Source organism: Allobosea lupini (genome assembly GCF_900109525.1).
Taxonomy (GTDB): domain Bacteria; phylum Pseudomonadota; class Alphaproteobacteria; order Rhizobiales; family Beijerinckiaceae; genus Allobosea; species Allobosea lupini.
The window spans coordinates 886,252-907,770 of sequence record NZ_FOAN01000001.1 but is presented as its reverse complement, the minus strand read 5'-3'; the positions used below and the strand labels follow the sequence as shown (position 1 = coordinate 907,770).

General features: G+C 66.0%; 24 protein-coding genes and 1 tRNA gene. 16 read left to right on the top strand and 9 right to left on the bottom strand.

What is annotated here, in order from left to right:
* Positions 1-80 precede the first annotated feature (80 nt).
* The gene (locus BMZ21_RS04435; RefSeq protein ID WP_091830084.1) at positions 81-2,237 is read left to right on the top strand and encodes a sodium-translocating pyrophosphatase; all 2,157 of its coding nucleotides are present in this window, start codon (positions 81-83) and stop codon (positions 2,235-2,237) included.
* Between the two features lie 202 nt (positions 2,238-2,439).
* Positions 2,440-3,360, top strand: a complete 921-nt coding sequence (locus BMZ21_RS04430; RefSeq protein WP_091830082.1) for a DMT family transporter — start codon at positions 2,440-2,442, stop codon at positions 3,358-3,360.
* Between the two features lie 159 nt (positions 3,361-3,519).
* Here BMZ21_RS04430 and BMZ21_RS04425 read toward each other — a convergent pair whose 3' ends face one another.
* Positions 3,520-4,014, bottom strand: a complete 495-nt coding sequence (locus BMZ21_RS04425; protein ID WP_091830080.1) for an outer membrane protein assembly factor BamE — start codon at positions 4,012-4,014, stop codon at positions 3,520-3,522.
* Positions 4,015-4,187: 173 nt separating this feature from the next.
* Here BMZ21_RS04425 and BMZ21_RS04420 point away from each other — a divergent pair, with 173 nt between their 5' ends.
* The 7 genes from BMZ21_RS04420 (at position 4,188) to sugE (ending at position 9,021) form a co-directional block, all read left to right on the top strand.
* Complete coding sequence (locus tag BMZ21_RS04420) at positions 4,188-4,688, top strand: ubiquinol-cytochrome C chaperone family protein (protein WP_167561520.1); 501 nt, start codon at positions 4,188-4,190, stop codon at positions 4,686-4,688.
* Positions 4,685-5,236, top strand: coding sequence for a YceD family protein (locus BMZ21_RS04415; protein ID WP_091830076.1), 552 nt, complete (start codon positions 4,685-4,687; stop codon positions 5,234-5,236). The genes BMZ21_RS04420 and BMZ21_RS04415 overlap by 4 nt, the downstream gene beginning before the upstream one ends.
* Positions 5,237-5,348: 112 nt before the next feature.
* The gene (plsX, locus tag BMZ21_RS04410; RefSeq protein WP_091830074.1) at positions 5,349-6,413 is read left to right on the top strand and encodes a phosphate acyltransferase PlsX; all 1,065 of its coding nucleotides are present in this window, start codon (positions 5,349-5,351) and stop codon (positions 6,411-6,413) included.
* 15 nt (positions 6,414-6,428) lie between these two features.
* Positions 6,429-7,406 carry a beta-ketoacyl-ACP synthase III gene (locus tag BMZ21_RS04405; RefSeq protein WP_091830072.1) on the top strand — a complete coding sequence of 326 codons (978 nt, stop codon included), beginning with the start codon at positions 6,429-6,431 and terminating at the stop codon, positions 7,404-7,406.
* A gap of 202 nt (positions 7,407-7,608) precedes the next feature.
* Complete coding sequence (locus BMZ21_RS04400) at positions 7,609-7,923, top strand: integration host factor subunit alpha (RefSeq protein WP_057192231.1); 315 nt, start codon at positions 7,609-7,611, stop codon at positions 7,921-7,923.
* 48 nt (positions 7,924-7,971) lie between these two features.
* The gene (locus BMZ21_RS04395; protein ID WP_091830070.1) at positions 7,972-8,580 is read left to right on the top strand and encodes a MerR family transcriptional regulator; all 609 of its coding nucleotides are present in this window, start codon (positions 7,972-7,974) and stop codon (positions 8,578-8,580) included.
* 126 nt (positions 8,581-8,706) lie between these two features.
* The gene (gene sugE, locus BMZ21_RS04390; protein ID WP_091830068.1) at positions 8,707-9,021 is read left to right on the top strand and encodes a quaternary ammonium compound efflux SMR transporter SugE; all 315 of its coding nucleotides are present in this window, start codon (positions 8,707-8,709) and stop codon (positions 9,019-9,021) included.
* A 26-nt stretch (positions 9,022-9,047) separates the two neighbouring features.
* On the opposite strand, the gene BMZ21_RS30230 is transcribed toward sugE, so the two are convergent.
* From BMZ21_RS30230 to BMZ21_RS04380, 3 genes are all read right to left on the bottom strand, one after another.
* Positions 9,048-9,218 carry a hypothetical protein gene (locus tag BMZ21_RS30230; protein ID WP_167561519.1) on the bottom strand — a complete coding sequence of 57 codons (171 nt, stop codon included), beginning with the start codon at positions 9,216-9,218 and terminating at the stop codon, positions 9,048-9,050.
* A gap of 62 nt (positions 9,219-9,280) precedes the next feature.
* Positions 9,281-10,237, bottom strand: a complete 957-nt coding sequence (locus BMZ21_RS04385; RefSeq protein WP_091830066.1) for a LysR family transcriptional regulator — start codon at positions 10,235-10,237, stop codon at positions 9,281-9,283.
* Positions 10,238-10,333: 96 nt separating this feature from the next.
* Positions 10,334-10,759, bottom strand: coding sequence for a DoxX family protein (locus tag BMZ21_RS04380; protein ID WP_091830064.1), 426 nt, complete (start codon positions 10,757-10,759; stop codon positions 10,334-10,336).
* A 185-nt stretch (positions 10,760-10,944) separates the two neighbouring features.
* Between BMZ21_RS04380 and BMZ21_RS04375 the strand changes: the two genes are divergently transcribed.
* Positions 10,945-11,877, top strand: coding sequence for a ring-cleaving dioxygenase (locus BMZ21_RS04375; RefSeq protein WP_091830062.1), 933 nt, complete (start codon positions 10,945-10,947; stop codon positions 11,875-11,877).
* 69 nt (positions 11,878-11,946) lie between these two features.
* Entirely contained in the window at positions 11,947-12,576 is a 630-nt protein-coding gene (locus BMZ21_RS04370; RefSeq protein ID WP_091830060.1) for an alpha/beta hydrolase, read from the top strand.
* Positions 12,577-12,583: 7 nt separating this feature from the next.
* Here BMZ21_RS04370 and BMZ21_RS30225 read toward each other — a convergent pair whose 3' ends face one another.
* Positions 12,584-12,733, bottom strand: coding sequence for a hypothetical protein (locus BMZ21_RS30225; protein WP_167561518.1), 150 nt, complete (start codon positions 12,731-12,733; stop codon positions 12,584-12,586).
* Positions 12,734-12,885: 152 nt separating this feature from the next.
* Entirely contained in the window at positions 12,886-13,188 is a 303-nt protein-coding gene (locus tag BMZ21_RS04365; RefSeq protein ID WP_091830058.1) for an SH3 domain-containing protein, read from the bottom strand.
* 152 nt (positions 13,189-13,340) lie between these two features.
* Here BMZ21_RS04365 and BMZ21_RS04360 point away from each other — a divergent pair, with 152 nt between their 5' ends.
* The 5 genes from BMZ21_RS04360 (at position 13,341) to BMZ21_RS04340 (ending at position 17,133) form a co-directional block, all read left to right on the top strand.
* Positions 13,341-13,553 carry a hypothetical protein gene (locus BMZ21_RS04360; RefSeq protein ID WP_143079648.1) on the top strand — a complete coding sequence of 71 codons (213 nt, stop codon included), beginning with the start codon at positions 13,341-13,343 and terminating at the stop codon, positions 13,551-13,553.
* 198 nt (positions 13,554-13,751) lie between these two features.
* Positions 13,752-14,012 (top strand): hypothetical protein, encoded by a 261-nt coding sequence (locus tag BMZ21_RS04355; protein ID WP_091830054.1) that lies wholly within the window; start codon positions 13,752-13,754, stop codon positions 14,010-14,012.
* A gap of 10 nt (positions 14,013-14,022) precedes the next feature.
* Positions 14,023-14,100: transfer RNA gene (locus tag BMZ21_RS04350), tRNA-Pro, on the top strand.
* Positions 14,101-14,663: 563 nt separating this feature from the next.
* Positions 14,664-15,926 (top strand): acyltransferase family protein, encoded by a 1,263-nt coding sequence (locus tag BMZ21_RS04345; RefSeq protein WP_091830052.1) that lies wholly within the window; start codon positions 14,664-14,666, stop codon positions 15,924-15,926.
* Between the two features lie 394 nt (positions 15,927-16,320).
* Positions 16,321-17,133, top strand: a complete 813-nt coding sequence (locus BMZ21_RS04340; RefSeq protein WP_091830050.1) for a methyltransferase domain-containing protein — start codon at positions 16,321-16,323, stop codon at positions 17,131-17,133.
* Here the strand turns inward: BMZ21_RS04340 and BMZ21_RS04335 are convergent.
* The 3 genes from BMZ21_RS04335 to BMZ21_RS04325 are packed head-to-tail and all read right to left on the bottom strand — an operon-like array spanning position 17,106 to position 21,015.
* The gene (locus tag BMZ21_RS04335; protein WP_091830048.1) at positions 17,106-18,248 is read right to left on the bottom strand and encodes an acyltransferase family protein; all 1,143 of its coding nucleotides are present in this window, start codon (positions 18,246-18,248) and stop codon (positions 17,106-17,108) included. The genes BMZ21_RS04340 and BMZ21_RS04335 overlap by 28 nt on opposite strands.
* A complete protein-coding gene (locus tag BMZ21_RS04330) occupies positions 18,245-19,477 on the bottom strand; it encodes an O-antigen ligase family protein (protein ID WP_091830046.1) in 1,233 nt (410 codons plus the stop codon). The genes BMZ21_RS04335 and BMZ21_RS04330 overlap by 4 nt, the downstream gene beginning before the upstream one ends.
* Positions 19,474-21,015 (bottom strand): undecaprenyl-phosphate glucose phosphotransferase, encoded by a 1,542-nt coding sequence (locus tag BMZ21_RS04325; protein WP_091830044.1) that lies wholly within the window; start codon positions 21,013-21,015, stop codon positions 19,474-19,476. The genes BMZ21_RS04330 and BMZ21_RS04325 overlap by 4 nt, the downstream gene beginning before the upstream one ends.
* Positions 21,016-21,519 lie beyond the last annotated feature (504 nt).

Genomic DNA, 21,519 nt, shown 5'->3' with positions numbered 1-21,519 from the left:
CCTGCGTTCAAAGAACCGGAAAACCGGCTCCGTCGGGGTGTCCTACCCCGGATGACGAAATCTCAGGGATAGGAAATTCGATGTCGGCCTTGCTCATCATCATTGTCTTGAGTGCGTTATCGATCGTCTACGGCTTATGGGCCTATGGCGACGTGATGAAACGCGATGCCGGCAACCAGCGCATGCAGGAGATTTCCGGTGCGGTGGCCGAGGGCGCGCAGGCCTATCTCAAGCGCCAATACGTCACAATCGCCATGGTCGGAGTGGTACTCTTCGTCGGCCTCACCTATCTGCTCGGCGCCTATGTCGGCATCGGCTTCTTGATCGGCGCCGTGCTCTCGGGCGCCGCCGGCTTCATCGGCATGAACGTCTCGGTCCGCGCCAATGTCCGCACCGCCCAGGCGGCGATGCAGTCGCTCGGCGACGGCCTCGACGTCGCCTTCAAGGCGGGCGCGGTCACCGGCATGCTGGTCGCCGGCCTCGCTCTGCTTGGCGTCGCCTGCTATTACGGCTTCCTCACCGGGATGAAGGGCTTCGCGCCTTCGAGCCGTGTCGTCATCGACTCGCTCGTCGCGCTCGGCTTCGGCGCCTCGCTGATCTCGATCTTTGCCCGCCTCGGCGGCGGCATCTTCACCAAGGGCGCGGATGTCGGTGCCGACCTCGTCGGCAAGGTCGAGGCCGGCATTCCCGAGGATGACCCGCGCAACCCGGCGACGATCGCCGACAATGTCGGCGACAATGTCGGTGACTGCGCCGGCATGGCGGCCGACCTGTTCGAGACCTATGCGGTGACGCTGGTCGCGACCATGGTGCTGTCCGCCATCTTCTTCGCCGGTCAGCCCGTGCTCGGCGCGATGATGCTCTATCCGATGGCGATCGGCGCGGCCTGCGTCGTCACCTCGATCATCGGCACCTTCTTCGTCAAGCTCGGCGCCAACCAGTCGATCATGGGCGCGCTCTACAAGGGCTTCATCGCCGCCGGCGTGCTCTCCGTCGGCGCGATCGCCGCGGTCAATTACCTGATGTTCGGCGGCTTCGCCACCTCGTTCACCACGGTGCAGGGCGTGACCTTCACCTCGGGTGGCCTGTTCGGCTGCGCACTTGTCGGCCTCGCGGTGACGCTGCTGATCGTCGTCATCACCGAGTACTACACCGGCACCGGCAAGCGCCCTGTCGTCTCGATCGCCCAGGCCTCGGTCACCGGCCACGGCACCAATGTCATCCAGGGTCTCGCGGTATCCTTGGAATCGACCGCACTGCCGACCATCGTGATCATCGCCGGCATCATCGTCTCCTACGGTCTCGCCGGCCTGTTCGGCATCGCCATCGCCACCACCGCCATGCTGGCGCTGGCCGGCGTGGTCGTCGCGCTCGACGCCTTCGGTCCGGTCACCGACAATGCCGGCGGCATCGCCGAGATGGCCGGCCTCCCCAAGGAGGTCCGCCACTCCACCGACGCGCTCGATGCCGTCGGCAACACCACCAAGGCGATCACCAAGGGCTACGCCATCGGCTCGGCCGGCCTTGGCGCGCTGGTACTCTTTGCTGCCTACACCTCGGACCTCAACTTCTTCGTGGCCGAGGCCAACAAGGCGGGTTCGACGACCTTCCAGTACTTCAAGGGCGTCACCGTCGACTTCTCGCTGTCCAATCCCTACGTCGTCGTCGGCCTGCTGCTCGGCGGCCTGATCCCCTTCCTGTTCGGCGGCATGGGCATGACCGCCGTCGGCAAGGCGGCGGGCTCGGTGGTCGAGGAGGTGCGCCGTCAGTTCAGGGAGAAACCCGGCATCATGCAGGGCACGGATCGGCCGGACTATGCCCGCGCCGTCGACCTGCTGACCAGGGCGGCGATCAAGGAAATGGTGCTGCCGTCGCTGCTGCCGGTGCTCGCTCCGGTCGTGACCTTCTTCGTCATCAATGCCATCGCCGGCAAGAACCAGGCCTTCGCCGCGGTTGGCGCCATGCTGATGGGCGTGATCGTCACCGGCATCTTCGTCGCCATCTCGATGACCTCGGGCGGCGGCGCCTGGGATAACGCCAAGAAGAGCTTCGAGGACGGCTTCGTCGACAAGGACGGCGTCCGCCATCTCAAGGGCTCCGAGGCGCATAAGGCTTCGGTCACCGGCGACACCGTCGGCGACCCCTACAAGGACACGGCTGGCCCCGCCGTGAATCCCGCGATCAAGATCACCAACATCATCGCGCTGCTGCTGCTCGCCATCCTGGCGCATAGCTGAGCGGCAGATCTCCTGACAGATGCCTGGCCCCGCGGAGCGATCCGCGGGGTTTTTCGTTGCGCTGCAAAGATTGGCGCCCGGCTGCGGAATCAGATTGCCAAGCGGCTGAATCGATCTGCGAGGCTACGGCCGGGGCCGTAGCGTTCCGGCGCGACGGGCCTGGCTTCGCCTGTCATGGTCCCGGCCATCCGAGGAGGACCCGATGACCACCCCAGCCGCTCCCGCCGCCGCACGATCCGGCCACCTGATCGATCTGGCCTCTCTGCTTCTTCTGGCGACGCTCTGGGGCGCCTCCTACAGCTTCATCAAGCTCGGTGTCGAGACGATCCCGCCGCTGACCTTGATCGCGGCGCGCACACTGGTCGCCGGCGCGCTCCTGCTCGTCGTCATCCGCGGGCGCGGCCTCAGCCTGCCGCGAGATCCCGTCATCTGGCGGCGCTTCCTGATCCAGGCCTGCCTCAACAGCGCCGTGCCGTTCACCCTGATCGCCTGGGCCGAGACCAGCGTCGATGCCGGCCTTGCTGCGATCCTCAATGCCGGGTCGCCGATCTTCGCTTTCCTGCTCAGCCTGCTGCTCTTCCGTACCGAGGCCGCAGCGGGCAGGAAGCTGTTTGGCGTCGCCGCCGGCATGCTCGGTGTCTGCCTGATCATCGGCATGGAGGCGCTCTCGGGCTTCGGCCGCGAACTCTGGGCCCAGCTCGCCCTCGTCGCGGCGGCGGCCTGCTATGGCGGAGCGGCGCTGTTCGGGCGCAATTTCAAGGGGCTCGACCCGATCATGCCGGCCGCCGGCTCCTTGATCTGCGGCGCCGTGATCCTGATCCCCTTCAGCCTGATCATAGACCGGCCCTGGACGATCAGGCCCTCGGCCGCATCGATCCAGGCGCTGCTGGCACTGTCGGTGTTCTCGACCGCGCTGGCGTTCATCCTCTATTTCCGGTTGATCGACCGGCTCGGTACGGTCGGGACGACCTCGGTCGCCTATCTGCGCGTGCCCACCGGAGTTGCCCTGGGCGTTCTCTTCCTCGGCGAGCGCCTGAGCCCGACCGCCTGGGCCGGGCTCGCGCTGGTCATCGTCGGAGTGTTCGCGATGACGCTGCCGGCACGGAAGCCGAAGGGCGGCTAGATCGCCGCGCATCCGATAGGTCGCGAATCTATCTTGTTGCTTTAGCGCCCGACTCGGAAGCACGAAGCATCCGTCACGACGCGGAACGCGGGGGCCCGCCAATGAAAAAGCCCTGCGGTGTCGCCGCAGGGCTCTTGCGTCATGAATGGCGAGACGGGTTCAGGCGCCGAACGGCGTGAACTTGGTGACGCCGCGGAACAGGTTGCGCAGGAAGCTCTGCTCCTCGCCGCCGGTCGGGGTGGTGCGGCTGATGAAGTCGAAGATCACGCCGTCCTGCAGGCCGTAATTGGCGATGCGCTCGACCTTGAAGCCCTTGTTGAAATAGATCACCAGCACATTCTGGTCGATGACGGCGAAGTCCTGGAACTGGAAGCGCCGGCGAACCCTCTGGCTGATGTAGTAGAAGGTGCGGTTGCCGACGGTCGAGGTGGTCGAGGGCGTGCCGAGCGTGGTCAGCACGGTCTGCACGTCCATGCCGACCTTCACCTTGGCGATCAGCTCGTCATCCATGACGAAGCCGCGGGTGAACTCCTCGTTGAGGCCGGCCGAGGTCGGGGTGCGGAAGCCGAGATTGGTGGCCGTGCCGCAGCCGGCCAGCGGCAGGGCGGCGGCCAGCGAGCCGATCAGGACGGTACGGCGGGTCGGAGCAGTCATGCGTGGCGGATCCGAAGGGGAGGCGCGCGGAGCAGCCGCGCTTGTCAGGGTGGGTGCGCTTGGCGTAACGCCCGAGGATGGCTTTGGCAAGGCAAGTCACTTTTAGCCAAGCTGGTTGGGAAAGGCGGGTAGGGGCTGTGATCTTCGGCCTGTTCGGCAGGAAGCGTGCGCGCATGGCGCCGGTCAACACGTTGCTTGAGCGCATCGTCGGCGCCTCGCGCGAGCCGGCCCTGTATCTGCAGGGCCGCGTGCCCGATGATTTCGAGGGGCGGTTCGAGGCGCTGACGCTGCATCTCTTCCTGGTGCTGCGGCGGCTGCGCGACTTGCCAGCCCCGGCGGCCGACGTGGCGCAGGACCTGATCGACGCCAGCTTTGCCTATCTCGAGCTCGGTTTCCGCCAGGGCGGCATCAGCGACGTCGCCGTGCCGAAGCGGATGAAGAAGATCGGCCGCAGTTTCTATGGCCGGCTCAGTGGCTATGAGGAGGCGCTTGCCGCCGGGGAGCCTGGAGCCTTCGAAGCCGCGCTCGCCCGCAACATCGCCCCGCAGATCGATGCAGCGGCGCTGGCCCGCCATGCCAGGGCGGGGGGCGCCGTCTTGGCCATGCGCTTGCTCGACGATATCCTTGCCGCCGATCCGTTGTTCCCGCCTTTCTCAGGCAGTATCGAAGCATGACCGTTTCCCCTCAGGACAAATTGCCCCTTCACCGTCCGATTCGCGTCGAGAGCATCACCTTGCGCCCGGTACCGGTCGTGGTCACGCCTGAGCAGGCAGATCTTGCTGCAATCGCGACCTATCTCGGCGTCGCCTCGGTCGAGGCGCTGAAGGCGAGCTACACGCTGTCGCGCAATGGCGAGCGGCTCAAGCTCGAGGGCATGATCAAGGCGGGGCTGCACCAGAACTGCGTCGTCACGCTCGAGCCCTTCCCGGTCGAGCTCAACGTGCCGGTCAAGCTCGATTTCGCGCCGGAGGCCGAGATCGCCGCCATGGCGAAGCCGTCCGAGGACGACGAAATCGACATCGAGGTGCTGCTCAACGAAGAGGAGCCGCCGGAGCCGATAATCGACGGCACGATCGATCTGGGTGTGGTCACGCTCGAATTCCTGGCGCTGTCGCTCGATCCCTATCCGCGCAAGCCCGGCGTGGCGTTCAGCGAGCCCGCCCCGGAGACGCCGGCCGAATCGCCTTTTGCTGCCCTGTTGCAGCTGAAGCGCGAGCCATGACCGGCGGAAACCTCCGCGCTTTCCCTTGCGGCGAGCGGCCAACCCGCTATTGTCCGCCGCCGCCCGGCCGCCCCCGGCAGGGGGCGCAGGCCCTGGAATCGATCACCCCCGCATGACACGCCCGGTTACAATCGCGCTTGACGCCATGGGCGGGGACCACGGTCCGTCCGTGGTCATCCCGGGCGCCGCCCTCACGCTCGAACGTCGCCCGGACGCGAAATTCGTGATCTTCGGCAACGAGGGCGAGGTCATGCCGCTGCTCGACGCGCATCCGAAGCTGAAGGCCGTCACCACCTTCCACCACACCGAGGTCTCGGTGAAGATGGACGACAAGCCGAGCCAGGCCTTGCGCTATGGCCGCTACAAGTCGTCGATGTGGCGCGCCATCGACGCCACCAAGACCGGCGAGGCCGACGTCACGATCTCGGCCGGCAACACCGGCGCGCTGATGGCGATGTCGAAGTTCTGCCTGAAATCGATGCCGCAGGTCGATCGCCCGGCGATCGCCTGCCTGTGGCCGACGGTCCGCGGCGAGAGCGTGGTGCTCGATGTCGGCGCCACCATCGGAGCCGATGCTCAGCATCTGGTCGATCTTGCCGTGATGGGCGCGGCCATGGCGCGCGTGGTGCTCGATATCGACCGGCCGAGCGTCGGCCTGCTCAATGTCGGCGTCGAGGAGATCAAGGGCGTCGAGGCGGTCAAGGAAGCCGGTCGGATCCTGCGCGAGAGCGCGCTGCCGCATCTCGATTATCACGGCTTCGTCGAGGGCGACGATCTCGGAAAGGGCACTGTCGACGTCGTCGTCACCGAGGGCTTCACGGGCAACATCGCCCTCAAGACCGCCGAAGGCACCGCCAAGCAGATCGGCGAATACTTGCGCGCGGCGATGGGCCGTTCACTGATGTCGAAGATCGGCTATCTTTTCGCCCGCGGCGCCTTCGCGGCGCTGAGGGACAAGATGGACCCGCGCAAGGTCAATGGCGGCGTGTTCCTCGGGCTCGAAGGCATCGTGATCAAGAGCCATGGCGGCACGGATGCCGTCGGGTTCGCCAGCGCGACCGAACTCGGCTACGAGATGGCGCGCGAGAATCTGATGGCGAAGGTACGCGAGATGATGGCCGCGACGGCGCGGCCCAGCTCAGCACCGGCAAGCCCACAAGTCGCCGCCGGCGAGTAGGGAAGAGAAACGTCCTTGTCCAGAATGCGATCCGTCCTGCGCGGCTGCGGCTCCTATCTGCCGGCGCGCATCATGACCAACGCCGAATTGGCTGAGAAGGTCGACACCAGCGACGAGTGGATCGTCCAGCGAACCGGCATCCATGCCCGCCACATCGCGGCTGACGACGAGACCACCAGCACGCTCGGCCTGAAGGCTGCGCAGGCCGCGCTTGCCGACGCCGCCATCCCGGCGAGTGAGGTCGACCTCATCATCGTCGCGACGGCGACGCCCGACCACACCTTCCCGGCGACCGCGACCCAGATCCAGGCCGCGCTCGGCATCACGCAAGGCGCCGCCTTCGACCTGCAGGCGGTCTGCTCCGGCTTCGTCTTCGCGCTCGCCACCGCCGACAAGTTCCTGACCAGCGGTGCGGCCAGGACCGCCATCGTCATCGGCGCCGAGACCTTCTCGCGCATTCTCGACTGGGAAGACCGCGCCACCTGCGTGCTGTTCGGCGACGGTGCCGGCGCCGTCGTGCTGCGGGCGGAGGAGGGCGCCGGCACGCTCGCCGATCGCGGCGTGCTGACCACCCATGTCCGCTCCGACGGCCGCTATATGAACAAGCTTTATGTCGATGGCGGGCCTGGCTCGACCAAAACCGTGGGCTTCCTGCGCATGGAGGGCCGCGAGGTCTTCAAGCATGCCGTGGTCAATCTCGCCGACACGGTGCGCCATACTTTCGAGGAGACGGGGCTCAGCGGCGCCGACATCGATTGGTTCGTGCCGCATCAGGCCAACCGCCGCATCATCGACGCCACCGCCCACAAGCTCGGCATCAGCGAGGACCGGGTCGTGGTCACCGTCGGGCAGCACGGCAACACGTCGGCGGCCTCGATTCCGCTCGCTTTGGCGCAGGCCCATATGGACGGCCGCATCAAGCCCGGCCAGCTCGTCCTGATCGAGGCGATGGGCGGCGGCTTCACCTGGGGGTCGGCGCTGATCCGCTGGTAGCGGCCCGGTTGGGCCGCCCAGGCTAAGCACTTTGGATTTATGACATTTTCTTAGCGGTCGTCAGCGCGGATTTCCGCGTTTTTCAACCTGTGCGGGTGTGTCGAGGATTGACCGTAGTCGCCTCGCCGCCTAGCGTCCGCCTCCAATGGGGCGATGGTTGATTAGGGACGCCGCTGTTTGAAGAAACGCCTTGGAGGAGCTGATGGCGGGGCAAACGATTACGCGGGCTGATCTGTGCGAGGCCGTCTATCAGAAGATCGGCCTGTCGCGGACGGAGTCGTCCAAGCTGGTCGAAGCGGTGCTGGACGAGATCTGCGATGCGGTGGCACGTGGGGAAAACGTCAAATTGTCCTCGTTCGGTTCGTTCGTCGTGCGCGACAAGGGCGAGCGAATCGGGCGTAATCCGAAAACCGGCGTCGAAGTCCCGATCGAGCCGCGCCGCGTGATGGTGTTCAAGCCGTCCAATGTGATGAAGGCGCGGATCAACGGATTGAACGGCGTGGGTGAGGAAGAGTGACTCTGGCGCATCGGCCCGAAAAGTGGGGTGCGGTTTCGGATTAGGCCGATGCAGGATCAAAAATTCCACGGCAGCGGATTCGAGGCCGAATTGGATAACAAGAGCCCAGACGCATTCAGAACCATCAGCGAGGTCGCCGAAGACCTCGACATTCCCCAACATGTCCTGCGTTTCTGGGAGACGCGCTTCTCCCAGATCAAGCCGCTGAAGCGCGGCGGCGGCCGGCGCTATTACCGGCCCGACGATGTCGCCCTGCTCAAGGGTATCCGCCGCCTGCTCTATGGCGAGGGCTACACGATCAAGGGCCTGCAGCGCATCCTGAAGGAGCAGGGGCCCCGTTACGTCCAGGCGATCGGCCGCGGCGGCGAGATCGTCGGTGGCAACGCGCCTGCCCAGCCACCCGCAGCCGCCCACATGGCGCCGCCGCGGGGCGAAGCGATGCCGGCGGCCCAGCCGACGCAGCATCATCAGCATGCCCCTGCCATGGAGCCGGGTTTCGCGGCGAAGGCGCTTCTGTCCTCCTTGCCGCGCGCGGCCCAGCCGCTGGTCGACGCCGACGACCTCGCGTTCCTGAAGGCGACACTCTCCGAGCTGGTCGAATGCCGCCGTCTGCTGCATGGCGCCCTGGCCGGCGCGACCGTTGGCGAGGACGGTTGAGCGCGCCTGTGCTTGAACTTTGCTCCCGGCTCGCTAGATCAGCGGGCGAGGACGACCTCCGCAGGCTTGCGGCCTGCGTTTGCCACTAGGCGTGGACGACCCCGCCCTTCCAAAAGGAGGGCCGCCATGGCCTGGACTTATCTCTTCTTCGCCGGCCTGTTCGAAGTCGGCTGGGCCTTCGGGCTGAAATACACGCACGGCTTCACGCGCCTCGTCCCGACCGTGCTGACGGTCACCAGCATGGCGGTGAGCCTCGGGTTGCTCGGTCTCGCCTTGAAGAGCCTGCCGCTCGGCACGGCCTATGCGATCTGGACCGGCATCGGCACGATCGGCACCGCCATCCTCGGCATCATCCTGTTCGGCGAACCGGCGACGGCCCTGCGCCTCGTTTGCGTCGGCCTGATCGTCGCCGGCATCGTGGGGTTGAAGCTCGTCTCCTGAGCCCGCCGTACCCGCCTTCCGGCGTCTCAGCGCCGCCGGAAGGCCTCGGGCCAGAGGCCGTTGCGCTCGAGCAGGACGACCGCGACGATGACGGCCAGCGTGACGACGATCGTCACCAGCTTGGCGTCCCAGGGCACGCCGCGGCCGATCAGCCAGATCAGCGCCAGGCCCGCGATGAGGGGGATGAGGAGCTCCATGGCGTTATCCTAGAGCATCGGCCCGAAAAGTGGCATCCGGTTTTCGGAAGAGCCGACGCAAGTCAAAGATCTCGATCGGACCCGGCTTCAACGACCGGCTCACTCGCTGCCGAACTGCCCTCCATAAGCGGCCGCAGCTTCGCCAGTTCCTGCGCCATGAAATCGAGGAAGAGCCGCACCCGCGGCGAGTGGCGCAGGTCGGGATGGGTCAGAAGCCAGAGATCGGCGGCATAGCCCGCCTGCGGCGGCCCGAGCCGGTGCAGCGCCGGCCGCTTGTCGGCGATGAAGCAGGGCAGGTAACCAATCCCGATGCCGGCCTCGACGGCTTCCGTCAGCCCGAGCACGGTGTTGATCTTGTAGATCACCCGCTCGGCCGGGACGATCTTCTGCACGTGCTGGACCACCTTGAACGCGCCGAACTGGTCGCCGAGCGAGATCCAGGGGCGATCGCGCAAGCTCTCCTCGGCCTGCGGTGTTGAATCGGGGAAATCGACGCTTCGGCCATAAAGCGCCCAGCCGATCTTGGCGGCGCGCCGGCCGATGAGGTTTTCGGGCGGATTGTCGGTGGCACGGATCGCGACATCGGCGTCGCGCTTGCTGAGGTTGAGCGCCTGGTTGCCGAGCAGGACGTCAAGCTTGATGTCCGGGCATTGCCGCATGAAGGCGGCAAAGAGCGGCGTCAGCAGCTCGACCAGCAGTGTGTCGTTGGTGGTGACGCGCAATTCACCCGCCGGCAGGATCTCGCGGCCGGCAAGGCGCCGGGTGAAGCCGGCGATGTCGGTCTCCAGCCGCTCGGCCAGGACCGCCATCTCCTCGCCGGCCGGCGTCGGCACGTAGCCGGAGCGATGCCGCTCGAACAGGCGCGTGCCCAGGCTCTCCTCGATCTGGCCGAGGCGGCGGAAGACGGTCGAATGGTTGAGCCCGATCAGCTCGGCGGCTGCCGGCAGGCTGCGCGCCTCGGCGATGGCCTTGATCAGCCGGAAATCGTCCCAGGCGACAGAGGAGGCGGCGGTCGGCAAGCGGTGGCTCCGGGCGAGTCAGCTACCCCTGATACATGGTACGGGCGACAGGTTGGAGCAACCTGTCGCCCGTTCTGTCGTGACGGTTGCCGAGGCTCAGGCCAAGGCGGGCTTGGCCGGGACCGGCAGCCCGGCCGAGCGCAGCGCCAGCGCGCCATCGCCGATCAGGGCGTGGGCGACAGCGGCCAGAGCAAGGAAGGCAGGATATTCCCAGCCGCCGTTCGGCGCATTGAAGACCCAGCCATTGGGAGCGTGGATGGACAGTGCGCCGAGCAGGATCGGCAGCAGCAGGACCGAGACATAGCGGCCATAGAAACCGATCAGGATGGCAAGGCCGCCGAGAACTTCAGCCAGGATGATCGGCCAGGCGAGGAAGCTGGGCAGGCCGACCTGGCCGAGGAAGCCGGTGAAGCCGGGAACGGTGAAGACGGCGAACTTCAGATAGGCGTGGGCGATGAACATGACGCCGAGCGCAACGCGCAATGTGAGGGCGCCATAGGGGGCGAAACGGGTATCGATCATGGTCTTTCTCCGAAGGACCGGTTGGGTCTGCGGCGGAGAATGTCGATTTCGACATCGCAATTCAAATTGGCATTTCAGGATTATGACATTGCTCAGGTGCAATGATTGAGGTCTGGCAATTTGGCGAGCCGCAATCATCTTGGCGTCAACGAGGGCCGCTTCTCGCAGCCCGGAGGACTATCGTCATGCAGATCAACGGCATCCACCACGTCACCGCAATCGCCGGGCCGGCGCGCCGCAACCTCGACTTCTACAGCCGGGTGCTCGGCCTGCGCCTGGTCAAGAAGACGGTGAACTTCGACGACCCGACCACCTGGCACCTCTATTTCGGCGATGCCGGCGGCAATCCGGGCACGATCCTGACTTTCTTCCCCTGGGAGCATGTCGCGCCCGGCCGGCTCGGCGTCGGCGAGACGGAAGTGACCGCCTTCCGCATCCCGGCGGCGGCGGTCGGCTACTGGACGCATCGGCTAATCGCCAACGGCGTTGCCCATGACGCCCCGCAGAAGCGCTTCGGCGAGACGGTGCTCAGCTTCCGCGATCCCGACGGCATGCGGCTTGCGCTGGTCGGCGTGCCCGGCAGCGAGAGCGAGCCGGCCTGGGACAACGGCGAGGTGCCGCCTGAATCCGCCATCCGCGGCTTCCACGGCGTCACGCTGCTGCTCGACAAGACGGAGACGACCGTCGCGATCCTGCGCGACGTGTTCGGCTTCGTCGAGGCCGGGCTCGAGGGCAACACCGTCCGCATGCGGGCGGAGGGCACCGACCATGGCGGGGTTGTCGACCTGCGCGCGGCCGGTGGCTTCCTGCCCGCAAGGATGGGCGCGGGCTCGGTTCATCACGTCGCCTTCCGCGCCGGCGACGACGCGGAGCAGGCCCGCATGGTGAAGACGCTGACCGAAACCTTCGGCCTGCGCCCCACCGAGCAGAGGGACCGGAACTATTTCCGCTCCGTCTACTTCCGCGAGCCCGGCGGCGTGCTGTTCGAGATCGCGACCGACGCGCCCGGTTTCGCCATCGACGAGCCGGCAGAAGACCTCGGCGGCGCGCTCAAGCTGCCGGCGCGGTACGAGATGCGTCGCGCCGAGATCGAGGCCGTCCTGCCGGCTCTGGTCTGATCAATGAATGCGCTCCGCCTTCGGGCGGGGCGCCCCTCGCTGGATGTTCACTGTGAAAGGAGGGATGCCATGAGTGCGTCCGAAACCTTCATCCACCGCTTCGAGCCGGCGACTGCGCCTGGCCCGGCGCCGCTCCTCCTGCTGCACGGCACCGGCGGTGACGAGAACGACCTCTTGCCGCTCGGGCGCACCGTCGCGCCGGGCGCGGCGCTGCTCTCGCCGCGCGGACGGACGCTGGAGGCCGGCATGCCGCGCTTCTTCCGCCGTCTGGCCGAGGGCGTCTTCGACGAGGACGATCTCATCCGGCGGACGCATGAGCTCGCCGATTTCGTCGAGCAGGCGCGCGCGGAATACGGGCTGCCGGCGCCGATCGCGCTCGGCTTCTCGAACGGCGCCAACATCGCAGCCGCGATGCTGCTGCTGCGGCCGCAGGTGCTGTCGGGAGCGGTGCTGCTGCGGGCGATGTCGCCTTTCGCCAAGCCGCCTGTGGTGACGCTGGCGGCCAAGCCGGTGCTGATCGTTTCCGGCAGCTTCGATCCGATTATCCCGGAGGAGAATGCGGCGCGATTGGCGGCGGCGCTCTCCGGGGCGGGGGCTTCGGTGGAGCATCGCAGCCTGCCGACCGGTCACGGCCTGTCACAGGCCGATCTGGGGCTGGTGCGGGATTGGTTGGCTCAGCGCCTCGCGCTCGCGGCGTGAGACGGGCTCAGGCTCCGGGCCTGGCTTGCTTGGTGAGATAGCACGTCAGGCCGAGCCCGCCGAGCATAACCGAGATCATATAGGGGCCGAACAGGCAGGTGACGAACACGGCCGCGATGAAGCCGAGCATCAGGCTGTTGCGCCAGTCCAAGGTCATGACGGGGCCTCCATGAATTGGTGCCAGTATCATGAAGATAACCTTCACTCTGTGAACCTCATTTGAACGGACTACGTTAACAGAATCTTGCCGTTGCGGGCTTTTGCTCATGCGGCAGGCGGCCGCACTCGGCCGCGGCCCGGCCCCGCCGCTCAGCCGCAATCCCTGAGGAAACGGCGCGCGACATGGCCCTCGCTGAAGCCCTCATAGCCCTTCGCCAGTCTGGTATCGCCGGGCCAATGCCTGACCTTGCTCCAGCCGCCGCGGCCGCCTTCGATGATCTGGACCTCGTCGCCGGCCCTCATGCGCAGGATCAGCCGGCTTTGCGCGCCCGGCGCGGCGCGCAGGGCGACGAACCCGTCGGCCGTTTCCGGGACGAGGCAGAACAGCGAGGCGCTGGCGTCGCCTGGATGGAGCAGAAGGCCGGACAGGACGAGCAGGGCCGGGCGGATCATGGCGTTTCCCCTGGTTCGAGGCGCCTCAGCATGCGGCAAGACGCCGGGCAAGGCACCGAGATTATCGCGGTACGGTGGCACCTGTGCCGCTTTCGCGCGTTGTCCCTGCGACGCCGCGCTGCGGCACGGAGGCAAAAGCGATGATGTTCCAGTTGTTCGAGGCGATCGCTGGCCGGGTCAGCGATCAGGCTGCCGACTATGCCAGCGCGCAGGCGCGGATCGTCGCGAGGACGCTGACGCAGGCCGCAAATCCATGGGGGTTCGCTCTGGTCGGAATCGCGGCATCGCCACCGCCGGTAGCGCTTGACGAGCCGGACGCGTGTTCGGCGAAGGCACGAAACGATCAGCGCGTCCGGCGCAACTGATGGGCCAGGGGCCGGTGCCCACCTGCCGGTGCCCACCTGCCGGTGTCCAGCGCCGAAGGTGGCTTGACGCTCGTGCGTGCACCCGAAAAGCCCTTGTCATATTTAGCTGGCTGAAGCGTGGCCTGGCCGCGGTGCGAAGCCCATCGAGGAGCAGTCGAGCAGGCCGCAGCGGCGGTCCTGGGCCGGATTGGACACGGCATGACCAGCACTCTCCTCGTCGTCGCGACGATTGCGACGCTGCCCGCCTCGCTCTGGCTTGCGCTGGAGGGGAACGCAGCGCTGGCCCTGCCGCTGGCGACCGTCTTTGTCGGGCTCGTGCGCACCATCGTCCGCCATGCCGGACGCAGGGGCATCACGCCGGCCGAGGTCGCACCCCTGCGCATGTCGACAGGTAGCTGTGAATCCAGCGGCCCGATCCGGCAATTGCCGCGTTGCATCGCGGCGTCGTGCGCTCTATAAGCCGACCCGTCGGAGCGTAGCGCAGCCCGGTTAGCGCACTTGTCTGGGGGACAAGGGGTCGGAGGTTCGAATCCTCTCGCTCCGACCATTTTTTCTCTTGTAGTTGAGATATTTAGCCTAGTCGCATCAACGGCTTGGCTTGCTCGATTTGGAACAAAACGGGAACAAATCGCGCCGCTCGGCACGAAAAGTCCCATCAAAAGTCCCATCAGTGTTCGCAAGGCGCTCTTGCCGATTGGCCGATTCGAGCGGGCAGGGGGCTACTCGCATCGCTTCATCAACTGCCCGATCGGGATGCCGCCCAGCGCGGCGATGATCACCAGCAAACCGCACGCCTTTCGATAGACCGCCGGAGATTCGTCACAGCGGTGCTAACTGGATTATTTCGCCGATACTTGGAGCCGCCGAAAGCCTGAACGCAACGTCTATCTTCGCGTCCATGAGTTCCAGTGTGGCGATTTACATCTGGATGACGCGGAAGTATTATCGGAAGATGGCGACGACCATGCCGAGCGAGCAGCAGGCCGAGGCTCGGATTGGGTGATCCGATTCGTCACGTTTCCGCGCGAACCGCACATGCTGGCCTGTAGGTAGATTGGTTGTCGTGTCTCCTACGGCATGTCATAGAGACGCCCCCATCAGGAAGCTGCGATGTCATCGACGACAGGCCTGCCGGTTGCCCCGCGCAAAAAGATCGCCGACCTGCAGATCTTGCGCGCTCTCGCTATCCTTTGGGTGCTGTGCGCTCACCTCAGCCTGCCTGCCGCGCTGCTGGCGATGGTGCCGAACAATCCGCTGCCGCCCTTCTGGATCGGAATTTTCGGGGTCGAACTGTTTTTTGTGATTTCCGGCTTCATTGTGACGAAGACGATTATCGAAGGCCCATCGATGTCCCCGGGCCGCTTCCTGTCGCGGCGCGCGTTCCGACTGCTCCCGGCCATTCTCGCATTTATAGTACTCAGCGCAGTGACGGCGCTCGTTGCCTATAGATTTGCTAGTGAAGACGCATGGGCGATAGCGAATCTGTCCGTCACGCGCAAGGAGTTCTTGGCGCAGGCCTTGTCGATACTGGGTGGATACCACGTCAATAGGGTGAATCAGCCGCTTTATTTCAATAGTGCGATGTGGTCGCTCTCGGTCGAGTTCCAGTTCTACGCAGCCTTCGCGGCGGTGCTAGCGGTGATAGCGGCACTGCGCCTCTCGCATCGGCTTGCCTGCGTGCTGATCTTCTCCCTGACGGCAGCGCTCTATGCGCTGATCATCTGGGAGCGACTGTCGATAGCGACGGCCGGCGTCGTAAGGTCAGTGAATACAGACACTTTGATATACCTAACCGCTTGGCGCTTCGACTTCTTGGCCCTGGGCGCGCTGACCTATTTCGTGTCTCTCACCAGCGTCGCGAACTGGCGAATTGGGAAGGTGCTTGCCGCAGCGGCGCTCTGCGCGCCGTTTGCGGTTGCGATCGCATGCGGAGATCTGCTCAACGCGGACGCGCGCAGACTGCTGGAGGGTGTCGGGCAGCCGGTCATCGGCATCTGCTTTGCGCTCGCCGCGTTGCTGGCGTCGCGGGAGAACGCCTTCCAAGGCAAAGACGGACTTCTTTATCGGGGCCTGCTTTGGATCGGGAACAGAAGCTATTCGCTGTATCTGGTCCACTACCCCGTAATGGCGCTCGTCTGGGTCGGTATCCTCAAGCTTTATCCGCAAGCCTTCTCAAATCCCATTTTCTACGGAGCCCTCCAGGCCGCGCTCGTTCTGCCGATTTCGGCAATCCTTGCCGATCGGTCCTTCGTCCTGATTGAGCAGAAGGACAAGGCGATGCTGGCATGGGTAAGAGGTATCGCCACCTCCTTTCCACGCGGCCGGCCGGCTGACGCGGATTCAGATCGGCTCTCGGCTGAAACGCCGAAGTGAGCGTTGCCGCAACCCGGCCAGCTGCGGCTACTATTGCGTCGTCGGGCGGCAGAATGTGGCTATCTCTGGTTCAGAGACGGCAGGATCCCGGAGCGGCCGGAAGAGCCGCTACAGCCTATTCGGGTCGGACGGCTCATCGTCGCCATCGGGAACTGAGTCGCTGCGTGCGATAATCTCGGTAGCGCTGCGGCTTCGCACGCCAGTTTCAATAGTCTCTTGCCATGAGGTTCCGCGCGCGCGTGTCGGCAGCTGACCGGGTTCGGGATGCCGCAGTTGTCCCTTTTCGGGGCGGCTGGCTCTGTGGCTCGTTAACCCTTCCTTAAGGCTTCGATTGCGCGGCCCGTGCAGCGGGCGCAGGGTCGGGGCCTCACAGCAGGAAACGGGACATATCGTCATGTCGATGGCGCTGACCGAACGTCGGCCGCTGCGGTCGCAGGATGCCGCGGCGGTGGACAGGGGCTCGATCGAGAGCTTCTTCGCCGGACTCCAGCCCGATTGGCATTCCAACTGGGCCTGGGATCATTACGAGGCGACGATCCTGGCGCTGATGCACCAGTTCGGCCTGAGGCGGCTCTGCGAGATCGGTGGCGGCCGCGATCCGCTTTTCACCGTCGAGGACGCGCGCCGTCATGGGCTCGACCTCATCGTCAACGACATCGATGCGGGGGAACTCGCGCTGACGCCGAAAGGGCTGCGCACCGCGCGTTTCGACATCGCCGGCGATCTGTCCGAGCCGGACGTCGCCCGCGGCGGCTACGACATGATGATCTCGCGCATGGTGTTCGAGCATGTCCATGACGTTGAGCGTGCCTGGGCCAACATCCATGCCTTGCTGGCGCCGGGCGGTATCGGGCTCGCCTTCATGCCGACGCTCTGGGCGCCGGTCTTCGCGCTCAATCACATCCTGCCGAAGGCGGCGTCGCGCGCCATCATGCATGCGCTCTTCCCAGCGCGGCGGCAGGACGGCGACGACCCGGTCTTCCCGGCCTTCTACGATCAGTGCCGTGGCAGCCGCGCGGCATTGGAGCCGATGCTCCAGCGGGCCGGCTTCCGCGACGTCCACGTCCAGCCCTTCTGGGGCAGCGGCTACTTCGAGCGGATGCCGGGCCTGCGCGGCCTCGATGCGGCCTTCAACAAGCTCGCCGCCAAGGCCGATTGGCGCCTGGTGACGACCTATGCCTATGTGGTCGTTCGCAAGGAACGCTGAGCTGGCAGGGGCGAGCGCGCTTCGCGCTCGCCGGCTCCCTCCGGCCGCCGGCTCCGCATCGCCCGCAGCAAAGGCTGCTCTGCATAGCGGTAGAGCAGCAGGGCAGTGACGCAGGAGGCTGCCGTCGCGACCACGACATAGGCCGTCAGCGGAAGCGCATCGCCAATGGCTTGCGTCCAGAGATTGCGCAGCGGGCGCAGTACGAAGGGGTGTACCAGGTAAAGGCTGTAGGAGGCGTTGCCGAGCAGCACCGCGACGCCGAGCAGCCGTGACGGCCTCCCGCGCGCCGCGCTGGCGCCTCGGTGCAGAGCCGCGGCGCTGACGATCATCAGGGCAGGCACGCCCCAGCGCAGCGCGTCCGGCCATTGCTGATCGGCCAGAGCGGGCCATTGCACCAGGCCGGCCATGCCGGCGCAGGCCAATACGAGCGCCGTCGGCGCGCCCAGCCGCAGGCCGCCGAGATAGGCGAGCGCCAGCAGGCAGCCGAAGGCGAATTCGAGGATGATCGACTGGGTCCAGAAGGCGAGCTGGACCTGCGTCGGCTCGAAGGCGAGACCGACCCCGGCGAGCACGGCGAGGATCGCCGTCAGCACCGGCACCGCCAGGCGCATCGGCAAGGCGAGCGTGCAGGCGAACAGCACGTAGAAGAACATTTCGAGGTTCAGCGTCCAGCCCAGCGCCATGACCGGGCGGATCTCTCCGGGCGCCCGCAGGGACGGGATGAAGAGATAGGAGGCCAGCACATGCCGCCAATCGTCGATCGGCACGTTCAGCAGCCTTGGTGCGACGAGGGCGCCGAGCAGCAACAGTGTCGTCAGCAGCCAGTAGAGCGGAACGATGCGCACGAAGCGGCGCCAGAGGAAGCTGCGCCATCCGCCGGGGCGCTCGAACAGTTGCGTCGAGCTGTAGACCATGATGAAGCCGGAGATGACGAAGAAGATGTCGACGCCCGTGCTCCATCGCAGCAGGGAGCCGTCGAGCGGTGCGCGCCCGAGCGCGCTGCCCATCGCCTGCGTCTCATGGATCGCATGGCCGATCACGACGAGCAGCGCCGCAACGCCGCGCAGCACCTGGATCGCCTGGTTCTGCCGGGCTTCCCCCGTCTTCCCGGTCATGGCGCGGTCTCAGCGCCCGGGCGACGCGCAATGGCTGCAAGGCCCCAGATCAGCCCGAGCAGCAGGTAGAAGTGGCGCCAATGGTCGGTGTCGATCTGGAAGCCCTGCAGGATCGTGACGAAGAGGACCGACCAAACCGCGATCGCCTGGCCCTGCAACGGGCCGCGCCGGAACACCAGCCACCAGCCGGCCCAGCAGGTCGCCACGGTCAGCGCCAGCCAGGAAAAGCCGCCGAGCCAGCCATAGGAGGCGAAGGCGTTGATGTAGACATTGTGCGGATCCTGCTGGAGGAACAGCCAGCGGAAGCGCAGCGGCCCGAAGCCGTTGGGCTCGGAGAGCAGCATCGGGATCGAGCGCAGCTGCGCGCCGAAGCGGCCGGTGACGCCGAGGTCGTAGCTCTGGTCGAGGCTGGCCCGGACCTCGAACATCTCGCGGATGACGTCGAAGGAGAGGGCGATCGCCAGGGTGGCGGCGGCGAGCACGAGGCTGGTCAGGGCCAGCGCGACGATCCGTGCCCGCATCCTGGCCGTGCCCGCGGTCAGGAAGGTCAGGCCCGCCATCAGCAGCACCGCAGCCGCGAGATTGCCCCAGGCGCCGCGCGAGAAGGTCAGGAACAGAGCAGCGAGCGGCACGCTGATCAGGGTGAGGCCGCCGACGAGCCCGCGCCGTCCCACCAGGATATCCTGCAGCACGAAGACGATCGGCAGCACCAGGAACGGGCCGAGCACGTTCGGATCCTTGAACGTGCCGGTCGCGCGGCCCCACAGCGTGAAATGGTCGCCAAGGCCGGCAATGTCGAAATAGCCGACGATCGCGAGCAGGCCGGTGCACCAGGTCGCGAACAGGTAGCCGCGCTTCAGCGCCTCGAGCCGGGCCTGCGTGTCGTCGGCCATGACGGCCGCCAGCACGATCGCCGTGACCATCAGGTAGAAGGAGACGGCGATGAAGCGCACCGCATCCGGATCGTTCATCCAGGGGATCAGCGAGATGGCGCCGCCGAGATTGAAGCCGAGCAGCAGCAGCGCCAGCGGCAGCAGCGCCCGCGACAGGCGCAGACCGGTGAGCACGAACACCGCCAGGACCAGCAGGAAGGCGATCTCATAGGGCGAGGGCTCGATGATCGCGACCCAGCTGGAGGCGGTCAGCAGCCAGAGCGCGCCGCGCTGCAGCGCGGCGTGGGAAATCCGGAGGCGCCGGCCGAGCCCCGGGTCGTGCGCCAGCGTGCTCAATAGGCGTTCTCGTTCTTGGTCATCAGCGAGAACGGCGTCTTGATCAGGATGTAGAGGTCGAGCAGCACCGACCAGTTCTCGATGTAATAGAGATCATGCTCGACGCGGCGCTGGATCTTGTCCTCGGTGTCGGTCTCGCCGCGCCAGCCATGGACCTGCGCCCAGCCGGTGATGCCGGGCTTGACCTTGTGGCGGGCGAAGTAACCGTCGACGACCTGCTCATAGGCGCGGTTCGATGCGGTCGCGTGGATCGCGTGGGGGCGCGGGCCGACCAGCGAGAGATTGCCCTTGAACACGACGTTGAGCAGCTGCGGCAACTCGTCGATCGAGGTCTTGCGAATGAAGCGACCGACGCGGGTGACGCGCGGATCGTCCTTGGTGACCTGCTTGGCGGCGGCAAAATCGCTCATATCGTGATAGAGCGAGCGGAACTTCAGCACCTCGATCATCTCGTTGTTGAAGCCGTAGCGCTTCTGCCGGAACAGGATCGGACCCTTCGAGTCGAGCCTGACGGCGATCGCGGTCGCGATCATCAGCGGCGACAGCGCGATCAGCGCCAGCGTGCCGACGACCTTGTCGAACACCCATTTGACGACGATGTCCCAGTCGGCGATCGGTCGGTCGAACACGTCGAGCACGGGGACCGCGCCGATATAGGAATAAGAGCGCGGCCGGAAGCGCAGCTTCGACATATGGGCCGAGAGCCGGATATCGATCGGCAGCACCCAGAGCTTGCGCAGCATGGCGAGCAGCCGCGCCTCGGCCGAGATCGGCAGGGTGAAGATCACGAGGTCGAGCTTGGTGCGGCGCGCGAACTCGACGAGATCGTCGATCGTGCCGAGCTTGGGGTAGCCGGCGACGAGATCGGGCGAGCGATCGTCATTGCGGTCGTCGAAGACGCCGCAGACGCGCAGCCCCGTGTCGCGCTGGGCCTCCAGCGCCTTGATCAGCTCCTCGCCGGCGGGGCCGCCGCCGACGATCGCTGTGCGACGTTCGAGCCGGCCCATCCGGGTGAGCCGAAGGACGATCAGCGAGGCTGTCAGCCGCTCGGCCAGCAGCAGTACGAGGCCGACGGCATAGAAGGCGGCGAGCCAGACGCGCGAGACCTGGTCACCGACCTTGAGGAAGAAGAAGCCGGCCAGCGCCAGCAGGAACAGGATCGTCCAGCCGGCTGCGACCCGTACCGCGATGCCGATGAAATTGCGCAACGCGCTGACATGGTAGAGGTGGAGCGCCTGGAAGACGGCGAGTGCGCCGACCGCCACCAGCGGCACCGTGACCTGGTAGGGCAGGGCGTAGTCGACCTTGCCGGCGACGTAGAAGGCGAAGACCAGCCCGCCGACGCCGAGGATCACCAGCATGTCGGCGAGGCGCACCAGCCCCTCGATCAGCACCGGCGACAGCGTCTGCTTGACCGGCATCGCGGCGATGCGTTCGGCCAGCGGATGGAAGGTCCGCGTGCCCTCCGATGCTCCGCCTGCAGATGCGGGGCCGGTTGAATCCGCCTTGATCAGGTCGCGAACGTCGAAAGCGCCCATCTCGTCCAGTCCTCGCGCAGGGAATGCGGGCTCGCCCGCCGCGCTGAAAGCTCTCGTCACCTAGCGCAAATTGCTCTCGGAAGACTTAATCGGACTCTGCGGAAGCGATCGGGATTTGAGGCGATTTGAGCCCATCGAAGACGGCTGAAACCGCATCGTCGGGGCATCTTTTTTCGGACCTATCGAAAGGTCGATTTTCACTCGGGCCTTCAAGGTATTAGCCGAGTGTTTCGCGGCCACGAAAATAGTGTCGAAGGCACAGAAAGTCGCGGTCGAGTTGACAAAAAGCTTAGATTCAGGCACTTAACGCCGCGATGAGTGTCTGAGAAGCACATATTTCATTGACCTTGCCCACGGGTATTTCCGGTGATTTGGGCTTGGGCGATGTGCTGGCCTTCGGCGAAAGCCTGAGCGCTCCCTTCATCTCGAACATCGTCTTTTGAACGCTAACGATGCGCACCCCGCAGACGCCGCACCCGCGGCGCCTGCGCCCCGGGCCAGCGC